The following is a 16,618-nucleotide window of genomic DNA, read 5'->3' as shown; positions in this document are numbered from 1 at the left end:
CCTAATCACCAGCCTGAAGGATATCCATTACTTTTTCCCAATCCAAGTGTTTTTTTATCTCATCTGCAAGCACGTCAAAGCGTTTATCCTTCTGTTCCTGCATAACTAGCGGTTTTCGTTTTGGCAGTCCTTTTTGCAAACGAATTTGATCTAACCATGTATTGCGAAACACATCATTATAGAATAGGTGATGCATATAAGTACCTATCAATCTTCCGTTTTCTCGATAATAGCCTTCTTCTCTGCTATCCAGCCATAGAAACGGACATCTTTCCTTAGAGATATATTCTGTTTTTCCTAAATGAATCTCATAACCTTCGACCTTTTCACATGCTAACTCCGTATATGGATGATAGGTGCCTTCCACTCGAATCGTTTGTTTTTTCTTTTCAAAGGTCGTTGTCGCCGGGATCAGACCTATGCCTTCTATTTCCTCGTTTATTATTCCTGTATCCGTCCCATGGGGATCCTTCAAGACTGTACAAAGCATTTGATAGCCACCGCATAATCCTATTACTCTGCCGCCTTTGGCATAATAATTTTTAATTTGATCAGCCAATCCACTCCTTTTCATCGCTTCCAAATCAGCAATTGTACTTTTCGTACCTGGAAGAATGACTGCATCTGGATTTCCTAAATCTTCTCCTTTATGGACAAGTCGGACGCTAACATCTTGTTCAAAAAAGAATGGTTCTATATCTGTAAAATTTGATAAATAACGATTGTTGACTACTGCTAAATCTATTATTTCTTCCGTATTGGCCAATCTTTTCTCCCGAATAGACAATGAGTCCTCCCCTTCAATCATATGGTCATGAATAAAAGGAAGGACTCCAAGAACAGGAATGCCTGTCTTTTCTTCCAACCAGCGAACCCCGTCTTCAAAAAGCGATTGATCCCCTCGGAATTTATTAATAATGATGCCTTTTACCCTTCTTCGTTCCTGCTCAGAAAACAAAGCAAGTGTACCGATAATACTGGCAAATACACCACCACGATCAATATCAGCTACAAGAATTACTGGAATATCGGCCAGCTCAGCAACTTTCATATTTACAAGTTCTCTGTCTTTTAAATTAATTTCCACCGGGCTTCCTGCGCCTTCCATAATCACCATCTCATAGTGACTATGCAGATATTCTAGGCTTTTTTGAATAACGCGAATTCCTTTTTGATAAAACTGTTCCCGATAGTCTCTACCAGAAAGAGTAGTAGTTGCTTCTCCAAGGAGGACAACCTCTGATTGCGAATCAGATCTTGGCTTTAGGAGGATTGGATTCATCCAAACTGTTGCTTCCACCTTTGCAGCTTCCGCTTGAATTCCCTGGGCTCGGCCAATTTCTTTTCCATCCATTGTTACATAGGAATTATTAGACATGTTTTGTGATTTAAATGGCGCTACCTTTATTCCCTTGTTTGCCAAGATACGGCATAAAGCAGTAGCAATCAGACTTTTCCCAACATCCGAGGAAGTCCCTTGTATCATCACACCCTTCATCCTGCTTCTCCCTTCTTCCTTTGTACGATTCCACTTTCCACTAAGTAAGCCTCTTTGGCATATTGTACGAGAAAAAGATGAAGTCGATTTAGTATCCGGCAATACTTCTGTACAAACGGATCGCTTAACGGTTCATACGTCACTTCATTACTAACAAGGATAAAATATCGACAAGTCCGGCTTAACTCGACTATTTCTTTTTTCAACTTACCCTCTATTAAATCTTGCGGCTGATCTTTAAAAAAAAGCTCATTATTTACTAATAACGTTAAACAATCAAGTAACACAACGTCCCTTTTTGAAAATATTCCCGTCAATTCGCCGATATCTGCTGACTGTTCCATGCTTTTCCACTTCACCTTGTGCATCTTTCTTATCTGTTGATGCCGTTCTATTCTTTCTTGCATCTCAGCGTCTGTATTAAGAGAAGTAGCTATATAATACAAATCGCCTCTTTCTTTCCTTGCATATTCGATCGCCAAGCTTTCTGCAAAAGAAGATTTTCCACTTCTTACGCCACCAGTTACAAAGATGATGGATGAACTTGTCTCCATTTAGTTAACACTCCTTGCAGTTGCTGATTTTCTTCTTTGCTTTTAACGGCAAATCTTAGCCATTTTCCTTCTAGACTTGGGTAATTATATGTATGTCTTGCAATGATGCCATTATTTAATAAGAAAGTAAGCAGCTCCTTTTGATCAATAAACAGTGGGTCTCTTAATAAATAATAATTAGCTGCTGATTCTGAGTGCATGAATTGCTCTTTTATAAAAAAATTGTATAACTTTTTCTTTTCTATTTGTACAATGGTTTGCGTTTTTTGTTGGAACTCTTCTTGATCGATTAATAATTCGCCAACCTGTAAAGCAATTCCATTAATACTCCATTGAGATTGAAAATGTTGTAACTGCTCGATAACTTGCTTTGATGCGAAAACATATCCAAGACGTATTCCTGGAATACTGTACATTTTAGTCAATGATCGCAAAATAATGAGCTTCGAATATTGTTTTAATAGAGGAACCATATCTTCATAGTCCTGAACAAAATCGTAGAAAGCCTCATCAAGAATTAAATAACAATTATTTTGTTCACAAATAACTAACATCTCTTCTATAATCTGTTTTGGATAAAATGTACCTGTGGGGTTATTGGGATTACATAAAAATACCGCATCCATTTTGGAAATCTCCTTCTTCAATACTGAAGGAGATAGCTCCCAATCATTTTCTGCTGCTAAATAATGATGGGAGATTGCACAAGCATTAATACGACATACCTCTTCATATTCAGAGAAAGCAGGTTGCAACAATAATACTTTTTTTCCTGCAAGGATTCTACCCAGTAAGGAAATAATTTCGGCAGCTCCGTTACCAATCAAAAGTTGCTTTGGATGAACTCCATGCAGTTCCGAAATTTTCTCCTTTAAACGACTAGCAAAAGGGTCTGGGTATAGATGGACAGTCTGAAATAGTTCTTCCCACTTGTCTAATAGGATAGGCGGTGGACCTAATGGATTAATATTCGCACTAAAATCAAGCGCATTTTCTGGCATCTCTATACTTGCACGTTCATATAAATACTGTGGGTTAGCTCCATGCATAGGCCAATTCAAATCCTATCCCTCCGATACATAAAAAAAGATAAAACCATATGACTGCTTTCTCCGCGATTTTTGTTGCTGCTATAATATGACTGTTATTAAGGGGCTGTAATGCTTTTCCCATCCTGGCTCTATCCGACTTTTTCCCACGGTAATAATTAATGCCTCCAAGCTGTACCCCAAGAATAATAGCGGTCACAGCTTCTCCCCAGCCGCTGTTTGGGGAAGGATGCTTCTTTGCATCTTGGAATAATGACTTCCAGGCTTCTCGTTTACGATAGAATGGGCAATGACTAAATAAGAGTATAAGCATTGCTGTAATGCGACTAGGGAAATAGTTAACCAAGTCATCGCACTTTGCAGAGAAATAACCAAAATCCCTGTACTTCTCATTCTTATAGCCAACCATACTGTCACATGTATTGATAGCCCTGTATACAAGGCTTAATGGCGCTCCTCCAATAAATGCCCAAAATAGTGGGGCAGTAATTCCATCACTCGTATTCTCTGCAACTGTCTCAACCGTTGCCCGCACTATTTCCGCTTCCCCTAATCGCTCAGTATCTCTCCCTACAATATACGAAAGCTTTAGTCGTGCTAGCGCTAAATTATTTACTTCTAACGGTTCATATACCTCTAGTGCCGCATCCTTAAGACTTTTTTGAGCGATTGTTGTTGCAATAAGCAAAGCCTCTACTATTACCCCGACCCACCAATGGAGCTGGTAGCTAATGTATACAAGAAAAAAGCTAGCCAGAAAGGTAATCAATAGAACCATAACTAACATCCATAATCCCTTCACTCTTCGATTTTTACCATGATTGAATCTCTGATCTAGAAAAGAAATCAACTTCCCCATTCCTTTTACAGGATGTGGCAGGCTAGGCGGATCACCAATTAGCTTATCTAAGATAATGGCAAATGTAATGCTAATTAAATGACCAATCATTCTTGAGATAACCTTCTTTCTCTTTTATCTAGTGCTTCTGTTATGCAGTTATAAACACCTTCCGCCACACATTTTCCGAGTGATGTGATCGTACCGGCAAATTCTAAATAATTCCCCTCTTGTGTAGCGGCCACCAGTATACTGTCTGTTGAAGTGCCTGTTGCAATCGTTCCTGTTTCCTGATCTTTTATCTTTCGATCTCGCAAGACAGCTGCCTTTGCTTCCGTTGCAGTAATCACACTTTGCAAGAATGCCTGCTCCGATATTTTTCCATTAACAAAAATCCAAATATTAATTGTTCCTGGATGTAAGAAGGACGAGTGTTCGCTGCTATGTGCTGCATCGACTGCATTCCCAACCCCTGCTGTTACAACAAGCAATACAGAAAATCCCTCTCGCTTAATAAATTGAAATGTGGCATCTTCCGTATAAACAGCAGTCATCATTCCTACTGTTTCTGATGGAATAAATCCATTTCGAAGTAAATATTCCTCCATATCCTCTCGATAATCTTCACAGCGATATGTCTTATCTACATGTCGATTCACAAAGCCTTTATACCATCCCATTCCTGCCCCGACAACGCCAGAAGAAAGCGTGTAGAGCGGAACCGGAACTCTCACTTCGACTCGTTCGGAAGTAATCGTAATAGCAGAAGGATCCACTTCTCGCTTATGTCTCTCTATCTTTCTAGGTACTAGCGCCATTTGAGGAGCTGGGCGGATCGGATGAAACGTCCTCTTAATATCAGTTTGATAGATTTTCTTCACCCTGTTCTCTTGTAATACAGCAGAAGGAGCAGCGTCTACTTCTACTTTTCCATCATGTAATAAAAGCAGTCGGTCACAATATAAGCCTGCCAAGTTTAAATCGTGAAAAATACAAATAATCGTTAAATCCCTTTTCTTACTCCATTCTCTTAAGTTATCCAATAAATCCTTTTGAAAGGATAAATCCAAATGGTTGGTAGGTTCATCTAAAAGTATAATTTCCGGCTCTTGAGCCAAGGCTTGCGCTAAATACACACGCTGTTTCTCACCGCCAGATAATTCATGAATCGATTTATCTTGAAATGTAAGGACACCTGTTTGCTGCATAACCTGATTAACCATTTCCTCATCCCTCGCACTCCTTGATTGAAACAAACCAGACTGATGCGCATATCTTCCTAATGAAACGATTTCCCGAACTGTATAGGAAAAAGACTCATTCACGTGCTGAGACAGGACAGCAACTACCTTCGCTAATTCTTTTGTTTTATAATCATTAATTGGTTTATCTTTTATATGAACCTGTCCCTTTTGTGGTGTTAAAATACCACTGATAACTTTCATTAAGGTTGTTTTCCCACTACCATTTGGACCAAGAATTCCTACCATTTCTCCCTTTTTCACCTTAAAGGAAATATCTTGTAGGATCTTTTTTGTTTCATATTGAAAAAAGAGATTCCTTATATCGAGCATCTTTTTTAACTCCTTTTCCGTCTTCTCAGCAATAAACCAGCAAATACTGGAGCACCGACTATTGCCGTAATTACTCCAATTGGAAGTTCAGTTGGAGTAATTATCGTTCTAGCTAGTAAATCAGCCAAAATCATAAATCCACTACCGACAAACAGAGAAATGCCCATTAAATGTCTGTGATCAGGACCTACGAGTATTCGAACAAAGTGAGGTATCACAAGGCCTACGAAACCAATCGTCCCAGATACTGCGACGGCTGCACCAGTAAGCATGGATCCAGCTAGCAAAATAATCATTTTTCTTCTTTGCACATGAATTCCTAAATGCTGAGCCCTTTCCTCCCCAAATGCTAAAGCATTTAACTCTTTTCCTTGCGAAAGAAGAAGACCTGTTCCAACAAGAAAGAATGGCAGAAAAATTCTGATATATTCCCATCCTCTCATCGATACACTTCCAAGTAACCACCCAATAATTTGCCGAAGTTCGTTTCCTGTTAATGCAATCATTAGAGAAATGAACGCGCTTAAGAAAGAACCAATAATAATTCCAGTTAGTATAATTGTTTCCACTCGCATTGCGGGATCCATTTTCTTAGCAAAAAAGACTACAAATATAATGGTCAAAAAAGAAAATAATACACTCATAAATGGCAAAGTAAGACCGCCAAGAATAGGAATACTAAACTGAAAAAACAAAGTAATTACTGCTCCAACAGATGCACCAGATGAAACGCCCAGCGTATACGGGTCTGCCAATGGATTTCTTAATAACCCTTGGAAGGCAGCTCCAGCGATCGAAAGACTTGCTCCGACAAGACCTGCCAATAACACTCTAGGTAGACGAATATTTTGGACGATATTTACATGCATCGGATCGACATTGTTTACTAAGCTATCTGGTCCTAAATAACTTGTTAGTATTTTTATTACAGATAAAATGGGAACAGAGATTGTTCCGATCGATATACCAATCACCATCGTGAAAAGGAGAAAAAAAGCGGCATAAAAATAAGCCGCTTTTCTTTTATTTAAAAACATCTGGGTACACCGCTTCTGCAATTGCTTCTACTCCTTCAACTAAACGAGGACCAGAACGAGTTACCATGTCAGAATCGACATCTACTATTTGCTTTTCTTTAACAGCGGTAATATCTTCCCACCCTTTTCTCGAACTAATTTGATCAATTGGTTTTTCTTTCGCGTAGGCTCCATAAGTAGTAATAATGACATCTGGATTAGCCGCAATTACCGCCTCTTGATCCACTTGAATCCAGCCTTCTTCAGAAAAAACATTGCTTGCATTAATAGTATCCAGCATTTCTTGCATAAATGTATTTTTACCAGTCGTAAACAAAGGATCTTCGCTTACTTCTATGTAAACAGATTTTTTGTTACTATCAGAAATGGTAGCTGCTTTTTCCTTGATATCAGCTAATTTCTCCTTCATATCTGCAACAAGTTGTTCTGCTTCCTTTGTCGTTCCCGTAGCTTGTCCAATCATATCAATGCTTCCATAGACGTCTTCGAAATTCGCTGCATCATTTACAACAACTACATCAATACCAGCATCGCGGATTTGCTGCAATCCTTCTGTTGAGTTATGGGCACTAGATGCATGTGCTAATACCACATCTGGATTTAGAGAGATTATTTTCTCTACATTAAATTCCATCCCGCCAACTTTCTCTTTTTCAGCTGCTTCTGCTGGATAGTTATCATAATCACTGACACCTACTAACTCATCCCCTAATCCTAATGCAAATACAATTTCTGTATTACTAGGCATTAAAGAAACTAGTTTTTCTGGCTTTTCATCAATCACTACCTCTTGATCTGAGGCGTCCTTAATGGTTACTGGAAAGCTAGCCTCTTCTGTAGTAGATTGCCCGCTATTTATATTATCTTCTGTCTTCGTTTCTCCACATCCAGCAAGCACACCCAAGACGAGCATCATTGCTAGAAATAAGGAATAAAACTTTTTCATCTCTGTTCACCTTCCTAATTAAAATATGGGAAAAATAAAAAACATCTCTATTATCGACCATAGAGATGTTGGGATGTCTTCAAAATTATTTTCAAAGCGCAGTCCACACCTCCCTATCCTCGTAGGCTTATTAGGTGTATAGAAAATGGCAGGTCTCCTGACTTATGATTTGCGCAACATGGAACCTTCCCATACATTCGTACAGTGGCATTTACCCATGATACAATCACTTACAGTGGCGGGACCGTATTGGATTTTCACCAACTTCCCTTTTAAGAAACTTTTTGAAATCAATCAACCCTTTACAAAAAGTCTCACCATTATCTAACTATTTTCATTTTTCGTCTTTTTGATTATACAATCAAAGTAAGGAGAAATAAATGTTCTTTTATTGAATTTTTAAAAATGGATCAACTGGGATAGCTTTACCCAATTCAATTCCCTGCTCTGTCAAAATACAAGTATAACTTAATAATTGCACCCCTGCGCGTGCAGCTTCTTCTAAGTTTTTGGCAAAGACCGGATCAATTGCTGCTGCTCCTGTCACTATTTCAACATCTTCTCTTTGCACAACAAATAAAATCGCTGTTTTTATAGTGCCTTCCTTCGCAATCGCAGATAATTCTTGCACATGCTTTGAACCTCTTTTTGTGACTGCATCAGGGAACATCCCAATTCCATCATTTGCTAGAGTGACGCTTTTTACTTCGAGAAGCAATTGATTCCCTTCTTTATCTTCTAATAAAAAATCCCATCTTGAGCTTCCATACGTATATTCTGATTTAATCCAACGATACGGCCAAAGCTCCTCCACCATCGCTTCTTTCAGCATAACTTCTACTAGCTTATTAGGATATGAAGTATTTATTGATACAAGCAGTCCGTTTGACTCGACATATACTGCCGTCCATTTTGTTTTACGATTAGGATTTGTGCTTGGGAGAACATAAATCATAGCCCCCTCAACCAAAAGCTCTATTAGTCGGCCCGGGTCTGCTAAATGTACCTTTTCGATTTGCTCTGTTTCTTCATCATAGCAATGTAAAATAAACCGATTCGGTCTCTCCACAAAAGTCATTTTCTTTAATGCTGCTGGAAAGCCTACAAATACTTTTTTACTCATATCAGTCTCCAATTAAACCGTAGCTAATTGCCACTCTCTTAATTTTTTATCAAAAACAAGCAATGCATCACTTTTTTGCTTACTGTTCTTCTCATATTCTTCGTACATATCATCCATATTATCAAAATCCCCTAAAACCCATATCGGAATCTCCAATTTCAATCGTGTCTGATAGGCTCTTTCAATGGATAAAACTACGCCTTCTCTCATATAACGTTTTAACTCCACAACAATCTCTTGTGGGAGCGGAGGATAAAGTCTCTTCTTCTTCATACCAAGCAGCGCCTTCTCCAATTTAAGGTCTGTCACTTTATGTGCAAGGACTTCTGAAAACAATCGATAAAAAGAATCCATGTTTTTATAATAAATTTTATTAAACCAACCATCATCATGAGCCAAATAAGCATATTGGTTATTCAGTTGCTGAAAAAATGGCTTTCTGAGCGCCTCCAGCTTATGTCCTAAGTAAAGCAGTTCGGCAATTGTCTGGCCCTCTAAAATATCCAATGTCTCTGTCTCATCAAAATCGACCCATACAAAATCTCCGTACCCATAAACATCTTCCCTCGATAAATGGGCTAATTTATTGTTTGGAACATATTCGAACTGTGTATGTATATGAAATTCTCCATCTTCATACTGATGCTTTAACAACAAAATAGAGGAAAGAGTATCTGCCAGTATTCTGTAAAACTCTCTAAACTCTATGCCATAAGAGAGGACAAAGCGTTCTTTCTCATTTAGATGGATATAAACCACATCTCGAATATCATTATTACCTTTTTTCATCAAGTAAACCTCCAAACATTATTAGCTTGTAAACGGAAGAGCTATAGCTTACTTTCTTGTTACTGAAATTGCCTATACTCCATTTTATCTATCTGATTACAAGAAATATTCCCTTGTTCTATGTTATTAGACTTTAAATGAATGCCCATGTATTCATACTTTCCATCATACATCTAGTTTTACATATTGTAACCATTTTAGTTTAACAAATATTAGGCAAAATAGCTTACATAATCTCCAATTTAGAAAAAAAAGGAATTTAAGCACCTTGGATTACGGATTATTTAGGAGTAATCCATGGTGGATATTCGTTAAACTTTCTATTATGGATGTGTCCGAGAACAGATATCATTAAAAAAGTAAATTTTTCAGACAAATTTGTGATATTTCAACCAACGGAGGGGGATATCAGCCAAGTTTTCTTGTTTTTCAGCCAAACTGCTGATATATCAGCCAATTCTGCTTCCTTTTCAGCCAAACTGCTCATATATCAGCCAAACTCGATCCCTTTTCAGCCAAACTTCTCATATATCAGCCAACTTCGATCCCTTTTCAGCCAAACTCGATCCTTTTCAGCCAAACTGCTCTTATATCAGCCAATTCCACCATCTAAAACAAAAATACACCGTACTATAGGCAACGGATTAACTCAACTATCCATCTTCCCTAAAATACGGCGTCCATCATTTGTCCAAATTAATTTATTTTCGTTTTACTTAACAGCCTTTTAATACTTTTATCTGCTTCCTTTAGTACGATAGATTTATCCACTGTCTTCATGATTTTATTTTCCATTACTATTTGTCCGTCTACGATAGTTGTTTCTACATCAGCTCGTGTTGCGGAATAGACAATTCTTGAGATTGGGTCCACATCATAAGAAGGGAAGGTATGAAAATTTTGCAGGTTTAAAATTGCTAAATCTGCTCTCTTGCCAATTTCGAGACTGCCAATTTCTTTCTCGAGCCCCACCGCCTTTGCCCCACCAATAGTTGCCATTCGAAAAACGGTTTTTGCATCCATTGCCGTTGGACCATGAATCGGCTTTTGTATAAGTGCGGCCAGCCTCATTTCATTAAACATATCCAAATTATTATTACACGGAGCACCATCTGCTCCTAAGCTAACAGAAGCATGATGGCAAAGGAGATGGTGCGTATCCGCAATTCCAGATGCCAGCTTTAAGTTAGAGCCAGGGCAATGGCTGACATGAACTCCTTTTTCTCGAATAATCCGCTTTTCTTCTTCATCCAACCAAATGCAATGTGCTAAAATTAAGCGGTCATTTGCTAAGCCAAGATGATCTAAGTAAACAATATTTCTCATCCCTGTTTCTTCTTGGACGATTTGAATCTCTCCTTTATTTTCTGATGCATGGGTGTGTACTTTTACTCCATATTTATCTGAAAGACTCTTTACCTCTTTCAGCAGCTCCTCTGTACAAGAAACAACAAACCGCGGCGAAAATGCATACCGAATTCTTCCATCATCATAGCCATTCCATTTCTCCAATAAGTCCACACTTCGCTGAATAGAATCCACAGTTTTTTCTTGTAAGGCTAAAGGAACTTCAGTCCCTTTATCCATCATCACTTTTCCAGAAACTGCTCTTATGCCGCTTTCAGCAATCGCTCGAAAAGCATAGTCAGTATGGTGAACTGTTTCCATATCTACAATGGTAGTTGTTCCGCTTTCCAGCAGCTCTCCAATTCCAAGCATGGCAGAATAATAAATAGATTCTTCATCATGGGCAGCCTCAAGTGGCCAGATTCTTTGTCTGAGCCAATCCATCAACTCGAGATCATCCCCTTTTCCTCGAAAAAGTGTTTGGCATAAATGAATATGTGTCTGAACAAATCCAGGGATTACCGTTCTATTTGTTGCATTAATTATTTTATCCACCTGTTGTTTATGAATATCCACCCCTATTTCCTTAATAATATTATCCTCCATATAAATATCTCCCATAACAATTTCTTCCGCTTGGTTCATTGTTACTATCTGTGCATTTTTGATTAACAAATTCCCCATTGTTTTTCCCCCTTGCTTGTTTCAATTTCGGAATAAACACAAAAAAACTACGAAAAAATATGCTAGTTAAGCATATTTTTTCGTAGCAAGAAATTTACGGTTTCCAGTAGAGACCCTTAACCCAATTATTAAGGATATACGAAAAAATGTCGCAATTGTGGCAGATGCCTGTGACCATTTATTCATGATATATCCTAATTTTAATCCAGAATCTTATCTTTTCAAGTAAGTTGTCAGAATATTTAACACTGTTTTTTCATGTGTGATGAGATATTTTCTCAAAATCTCCTTTTTTACAAAGAATTATCCATTTCATTCTTTCATTTAATTACATATAATAAAACAGGGTATATGTCGAATAATTTCCTAAACCTAGAGAAGGGAGAGTGAGAAGTATGATACACCAAATGACAGAAAATCAAATCACACTTCACATCATTCAGACACTAAAAGACAATAAAAAATCTGAATTTGAATCCATCGTTGATGAGCTACAACCTTATGATATAGCTCAAATTTATGAGGGTCTCCCCGATAAGCATAGGGCACGTTTTTTGCTTTTTCTTAAAGTCGACTTATTAGCCCATCTCTTAGAGGAGTTAGATAAAGAGGAGCAGCTTGAAGTTCTTAATACATTAGGAATGGACAAGACAGGGAAAGTTCTAGACTTAATGGATAACGATGACCTAGCTTCCCTTTTAAATGAACTAGCCCCAGAAAGAATTAAAGAACTCCTTTCTGGTATGAAAAAAGAAGAATCTCTCATTGTACAAAACTTAATGAATTATCCAGATGAAACTGCTGGACGTCTCATGACCAACCGTTTTGTTTGGATTCGTGATTATTACACGACACGTGAAGCCGTGGATAAACTAAAGTCCTTTGCTGATTTTGCGGAAACATTAAGCTATTTATACGTAGTGGATCAAAAAAGAAAGTTAGTCGGTGTTGTTTCCTACCGTGACCTTTTGATTGCTGAACCACAGGATAAGATTCGTGACATTATGTATGAACGAGTTATTAGTGTAACCGTGGATCAGGACCAGGAGGAAGTAGCGCAAACCATACAGAAGTACGATTTCTTAGCTATCCCAGTCGTTAATGAAGAAAACATATTAATGGGGATTGTCACAGTCGATGATATGATTGATGTTGTTTTTCAAGAGGCAAACGAAGATATTGAAAAACTATCTGCTTCAGGTAAATCAATAGATTTTGATACAAAAGCAACTGTTGCAGCCTATCGAAGACTCCCATGGTTAATCTTACTTTTATTTATCGGTGTTGTATCTGGCAGTATTATAAGCAACTATGAAGATGTACTAACAAAAGTTGTAGCTTTATCCTTTTTTATGCCCATGATCTCAGGTATGACTGGTAACACGGGAACTCAATCATTAGCAGTTGTTGTTCGTGGACTTATTTCTAATACAATTAATAAAACCGTTGTAACGAAATTGATATTTAGAGAATTGTTAGTTGGCTTGATTATTGGGATTACATGTGGTGTGATTATTACATTGATTGCCTATGTATGGCAAAGTGATTTAATGCTTGGTCTCGTAGTTGGTCTGTCCTTAATTTGTACACTTATAATCGGAACATTATCGGGTACCATCATTCCCATCATTCTTTATAAATTGAACATTGACCCAGCAGTTGCATCAGGGCCATTAATCACTACACTTAATGATATATTTTCGTTGTTTATTTACTTCGGAATCGCGCAAATTTTCCTTAATCACTTAATGTGAGCAAAGAGGCTGGGACATAAGTATTCCAGCCAAGGATAATTCCGAACAATTATACGAAGATGCTAATGAATGTTCCGTATAATTGTTCGGGCTTTTATTTGTTTTTCAAAGGATGTTTCCATGAAGTTTGGTGCGATTCCCCGCAGCCGGAATACACTTCGCTTTCCATGGGGCTCGCGCTGAGCCGCTTCGGCCTGTGGCCTGCAGGGTCTCAGACTGTCTCGCTAATCCCATAGGAGTCTTCGTGTATTCCGGCTGCTCTGTTTTTCCAACTAATTATATTTCCTCTTGTAAAAAGTATGCGAAAGCAGCCGCTATTTACTAGCTATATTAGAAATTGTTCGTCTTTACAGAGTATCTATTTAGTTATGTCCCATCCTCTTTGTTTTGTTTTTTAGAGTTTATCTAATTTTCCTCCCTCTATCTAAATCAACAGAGCCATCTTTTTTATAGGATTATGAAAAATAAGGAAACAATTTTGGATTCTATTCCGTCTATATACATGTAAGAAATTTGAACTAGGGGTTTGCCGGAATGAGAACAAAAAAAGGATTTTCTGAAAGATTCGATTGGACATTATGCCTCTTACTTATGTTATTTTGTTTAGTTAGCTGTATTGCTATATACAGTGCACAAGGTCCAAAAGATTCCTACTTACAATCACAAATTATGTGGTATGTTATCGGCTCGATTACGATTGCCATTATTATGTACTTTGATAATGAACAGATTCAACAAATAACTTGGATTTTATACGGGATAGGGGCTATTCTACTGATCGGTCTACTAATTGCTCCAGTAACAGAATTCACACCAAAAAGAGGTGGAGCGCAAAGTTGGTATGTTATTCCTCACCTTGGCAGTATTCAACCATCTGAATATATGAAGGTCTTTTATATTTTAGCGATTGCGAAAGTAATAAATAATCACCATAAGAAAACAATCTATAAGACGCTCTTAACTGATTTCCTATTAATGTGTAAGCTCGGCATTGTAGCTGGAATTCCGATTGGCTTAGTTATTGTCCAGGATTTTGGGACGACACTCGTGTTAATGGCTATCTTAATTGGAATGATGTTAGTATCAGGGATTTCTTGGAAGATACTTATTCCTTTATATGGAGTGGCAGCAGCTTTTGGTTCCCTCGTTTTCTACTTAGCTATTTTCGGAAGAGAATTGTTAGAAAAATATTTGGGAGTCGATCCATATCAATTTGATCGTATTAATTCTTGGCTCGATCCTCATAATGCTGGAGACGCAGGAATGCAGTTAGTTAAATCATTAATGGCAATAGGTTCAGGCCTTATTAGCGGAAAAGGATTAGGAAAAGAAGAAGTTTACATTCCAGAAAGACATACAGATTTTATTTTTACAATTATCGGCGAAGAATATGGTTTTATCGGCGGCAGCATTGTCATTATTCTTTATTTTCTCTTAATATTTCATCTTGTTAGAACCGCTTTACAAACAGCCGATCCATATAGTATTTATATTAGCGTTGGAGTCATTAGCATGATTACCTTTCATGTATTCGAAAATATTGGCATGACAATACAGCTATTACCAATAACAGGAATTCCTCTCCCCTTTATTAGCTATGGCGGCAGCTCCCTAATGACAAATATGATGGCAATGGGACTCATGTTTAGCATTCGATATCACCATAAGTCTTATATGTTTTCTTCCAACTCTCTTTCTTTTTAAGGTTAATTATCATCTAGACTCGGCGCATTGCTGAGTCTTTTTTTCAAATTTGTCTATTTGATGAATTCTTCCTCCTTTAGTTTCCTTTCTTATATAATTAGGGTATATAATTTAATAGGACAACAAAAAATAAAAAGTAAAATCTTAAGTTCAGCCTGTTATAACAACAAGATGACCATTCATTTTATCTAATTATAATAAAAACTAAATTAAAATAATTACAAATAAGTATTGATTTTAATTTAGAATTTGTTATAATTAAAATATAATCAGTTGAAGGGAGTTTGTTAACATGGGATTACAAACAAAAGTTGAATTACAAAAAGAATTAAACGTACAAATCGCTAACTGGAGCGTATTATACACAAAACTTCACCAACATCATTGGTATGTAAAGGGACCTTTTTTCTTCACACTACATGAAAAATTTGAAGAGCTATATGACGAAGCGGCTGAAGCAGTAGATGAAATCGCAGAGCGCTTGCTTGCTATTGGTGGAAAACCGGTTTCTACATTAAAAGAATTTATTGAAACTTCTACACTACAAGAAAGCACAGACAAATTAACTGCAACTGAAATGGTGAAATCTTTAGTGGAAGATTTCAGCCATATCAATACGCAATTAAAAGCATTAGCAGAACATGCTGATGAATTAGAAGATGTGATTACAAATGATTTAGCAGTTGGTTTAATTGGCAAGATTGAGAAACATTTATGGATGCTAACTGCATATCTTTCTGAATAACACTTATTTTTAGAATGGACAAAGCCACTTTTTCTTCTTAATGTTGAAAAAGTGGCTTTTATTTTCCCCCAAAAAACCCCATTATCTACTCATCCCATGAAAAAATTATTTTCATTCTCATCTAGAAAAAAGTATAATAATGGCAAAAGCATGTATTTTTCATCCTTAGGAGGATAACATGAAAAAAAAACAATTTGTTGTAATAGGACTAGGAAGCTTTGGTGGCAGTTTAGTAGAAGAATTCCATACAAAGGGAGCAGAAGTATTAGCCATTGATCAGTCTCTAGAAAAGGTTGAAAAATATCGAGCATATGCTACACTTTGTGTGCAAATGACACATATTACGGAAGCATCGTTAACCCAAATCGGAATTCGAAATTTTGACCATGCTTTTGTATCCTTTGGCGATGATGTAGAATCCAGCACCCTCACTACGATGCTTTTAAAAGAAATGGGTATTAGCCAAGTTTGGGTAAAAGCAGCAGATGTCTATCATAAACGCGTTCTCGAGAAAGTCGGTGCTGATCGAGTGATTCATCCAGAACAAGATATGGCAAAAAGAATTGCACACCATGTCATTTCAGATAGTATGATTGATTATATTCAGCTTTCTAAAGAACATGGGATTGTGGAAATGGTCGCTTCCTCTAAAATACATAACCAATCCATCTTAGACCTAGATGTGCGGGCAAAATACGGCTGTACCATTATCGGAATCCAACGAGCAGGAGAAACAATCGTCTCTCCATCTGCAAATGAAGTAATCCATCAAGGCGATATTCTAATTATGGTAGGCAGTAATGATTGCTTATATAATTTTGAAGAAAAGGCGTTAAGATAACCACACGAAAAATAAATTTAAATATTTATTAAACACCAAAAGAGAAGGCTTTCATTCAAGCATTCTCTTTTTTCATTTACTCTCCTATTTACTAAACTCCATTTTATCCAACGTTTAATCCTTCCATCACTGGGT

14 protein-coding genes and 2 riboswitches are annotated in these 16,618 nt (G+C 37.2%); of the genes, 4 read left to right on the top strand and 10 right to left on the bottom strand.

Translation table 11 applies throughout. From position 1 onward, the window contains the following. Nucleotide 1: 1 nt before the first annotated feature. The 10 genes from NKG37_RS08475 to NKG37_RS08430 form a co-directional block, all read right to left on the bottom strand. Nucleotides 2–1,498 (bottom strand): cobyric acid synthase, encoded by a 1,497-nt coding sequence (locus NKG37_RS08475; RefSeq protein ID WP_254416073.1) that lies wholly within the window; start codon nucleotides 1,496–1,498, stop codon nucleotides 2–4. Next, complete coding sequence (locus NKG37_RS08470) at nucleotides 1,495–2,052, bottom strand: bifunctional adenosylcobinamide kinase/adenosylcobinamide-phosphate guanylyltransferase (protein WP_169187732.1); 558 nt, start codon at nucleotides 2,050–2,052, stop codon at nucleotides 1,495–1,497. Before NKG37_RS08470 ends, NKG37_RS08475 begins: the two co-directional genes overlap by 4 nt. Next, nucleotides 2,022–3,113: a threonine-phosphate decarboxylase CobD gene (gene cobD, locus NKG37_RS08465; RefSeq protein ID WP_254416072.1), complete on the bottom strand. Its 1,092-nt coding sequence runs from the start codon at nucleotides 3,111–3,113 to the stop codon at nucleotides 2,022–2,024. The genes NKG37_RS08470 and cobD overlap by 31 nt, the downstream gene beginning before the upstream one ends. Beyond that, entirely contained in the window at nucleotides 3,088–4,050 is a 963-nt protein-coding gene (gene cbiB, locus NKG37_RS08460; protein WP_016201266.1) for an adenosylcobinamide-phosphate synthase CbiB, read from the bottom strand. The genes cobD and cbiB overlap by 26 nt, the downstream gene beginning before the upstream one ends. Continuing rightward, nucleotides 4,047–5,513 carry a heme ABC transporter ATP-binding protein gene (locus NKG37_RS08455; protein ID WP_224427834.1) on the bottom strand — a complete coding sequence of 489 codons (1,467 nt, stop codon included), beginning with the start codon at nucleotides 5,511–5,513 and terminating at the stop codon, nucleotides 4,047–4,049. Before NKG37_RS08455 ends, cbiB begins: the two co-directional genes overlap by 4 nt. Before the next feature lie 5 nt (nucleotides 5,514–5,518). Beyond that, entirely contained in the window at nucleotides 5,519–6,550 is a 1,032-nt protein-coding gene (locus tag NKG37_RS08450; RefSeq protein WP_254416071.1) for a FecCD family ABC transporter permease, read from the bottom strand. Beyond that, entirely contained in the window at nucleotides 6,537–7,496 is a 960-nt protein-coding gene (locus NKG37_RS08445) for an ABC transporter substrate-binding protein (protein ID WP_212119545.1), read from the bottom strand. The genes NKG37_RS08450 and NKG37_RS08445 overlap by 14 nt, the downstream gene beginning before the upstream one ends. A 129-nt stretch (nucleotides 7,497–7,625) precedes the next feature. Then, nucleotides 7,626–7,833: riboswitch (cobalamin riboswitch) on the bottom strand. 51 nt (nucleotides 7,834–7,884) lie between these two features. Then, on the bottom strand, nucleotides 7,885–8,619 hold the full coding sequence (sfsA, locus tag NKG37_RS08440) for a DNA/RNA nuclease SfsA (RefSeq protein ID WP_254416070.1): 735 nt from the start codon (nucleotides 8,617–8,619) through the stop codon (nucleotides 7,885–7,887). A 12-nt stretch (nucleotides 8,620–8,631) separates the two neighbouring features. Further along, entirely contained in the window at nucleotides 8,632–9,408 is a 777-nt protein-coding gene (locus tag NKG37_RS08435) for a hypothetical protein (protein ID WP_016201271.1), read from the bottom strand. A gap of 696 nt (nucleotides 9,409–10,104) precedes the next feature. Then, complete coding sequence (locus NKG37_RS08430; protein WP_254416069.1) at nucleotides 10,105–11,439, bottom strand: 5'-deoxyadenosine deaminase; 1,335 nt, start codon at nucleotides 11,437–11,439, stop codon at nucleotides 10,105–10,107. 63 nt (nucleotides 11,440–11,502) lie between these two features. Then, nucleotides 11,503–11,601: riboswitch (purine riboswitch) on the bottom strand. A 233-nt stretch (nucleotides 11,602–11,834) separates the two neighbouring features. Between NKG37_RS08430 and mgtE the strand changes: the two genes are divergently transcribed. From mgtE to NKG37_RS08410, 4 genes are all read left to right on the top strand, one after another. Beyond that, entirely contained in the window at nucleotides 11,835–13,193 is a 1,359-nt protein-coding gene (gene mgtE, locus NKG37_RS08425; protein ID WP_016201273.1) for a magnesium transporter, read from the top strand. Nucleotides 13,194–13,727: 534 nt separating this feature from the next. Then, a complete protein-coding gene (locus NKG37_RS08420) occupies nucleotides 13,728–14,897 on the top strand; it encodes an FtsW/RodA/SpoVE family cell cycle protein (RefSeq protein ID WP_016201274.1) in 1,170 nt (389 codons plus the stop codon). 292 nt (nucleotides 14,898–15,189) lie between these two features. Further along, the gene (locus NKG37_RS08415; protein ID WP_016201275.1) at nucleotides 15,190–15,642 is read left to right on the top strand and encodes a Dps family protein; all 453 of its coding nucleotides are present in this window, start codon (nucleotides 15,190–15,192) and stop codon (nucleotides 15,640–15,642) included. Between the two features lie 178 nt (nucleotides 15,643–15,820). Next, nucleotides 15,821–16,483, top strand: coding sequence for a potassium channel family protein (locus NKG37_RS08410; protein ID WP_169187725.1), 663 nt, complete (start codon nucleotides 15,821–15,823; stop codon nucleotides 16,481–16,483). Nucleotides 16,484–16,618 lie beyond the last annotated feature (135 nt).

Source organism: Niallia sp. RD1 (assembly GCF_024219955.1).
GTDB classification, from domain to species: Bacteria; Bacillota; Bacilli; order Bacillales; family Cytobacillaceae; genus Niallia; species Niallia alba.
Note: the sequence above shows the minus strand (reverse complement) of the source record. Positions and strands in the feature narration are given on the sequence as shown.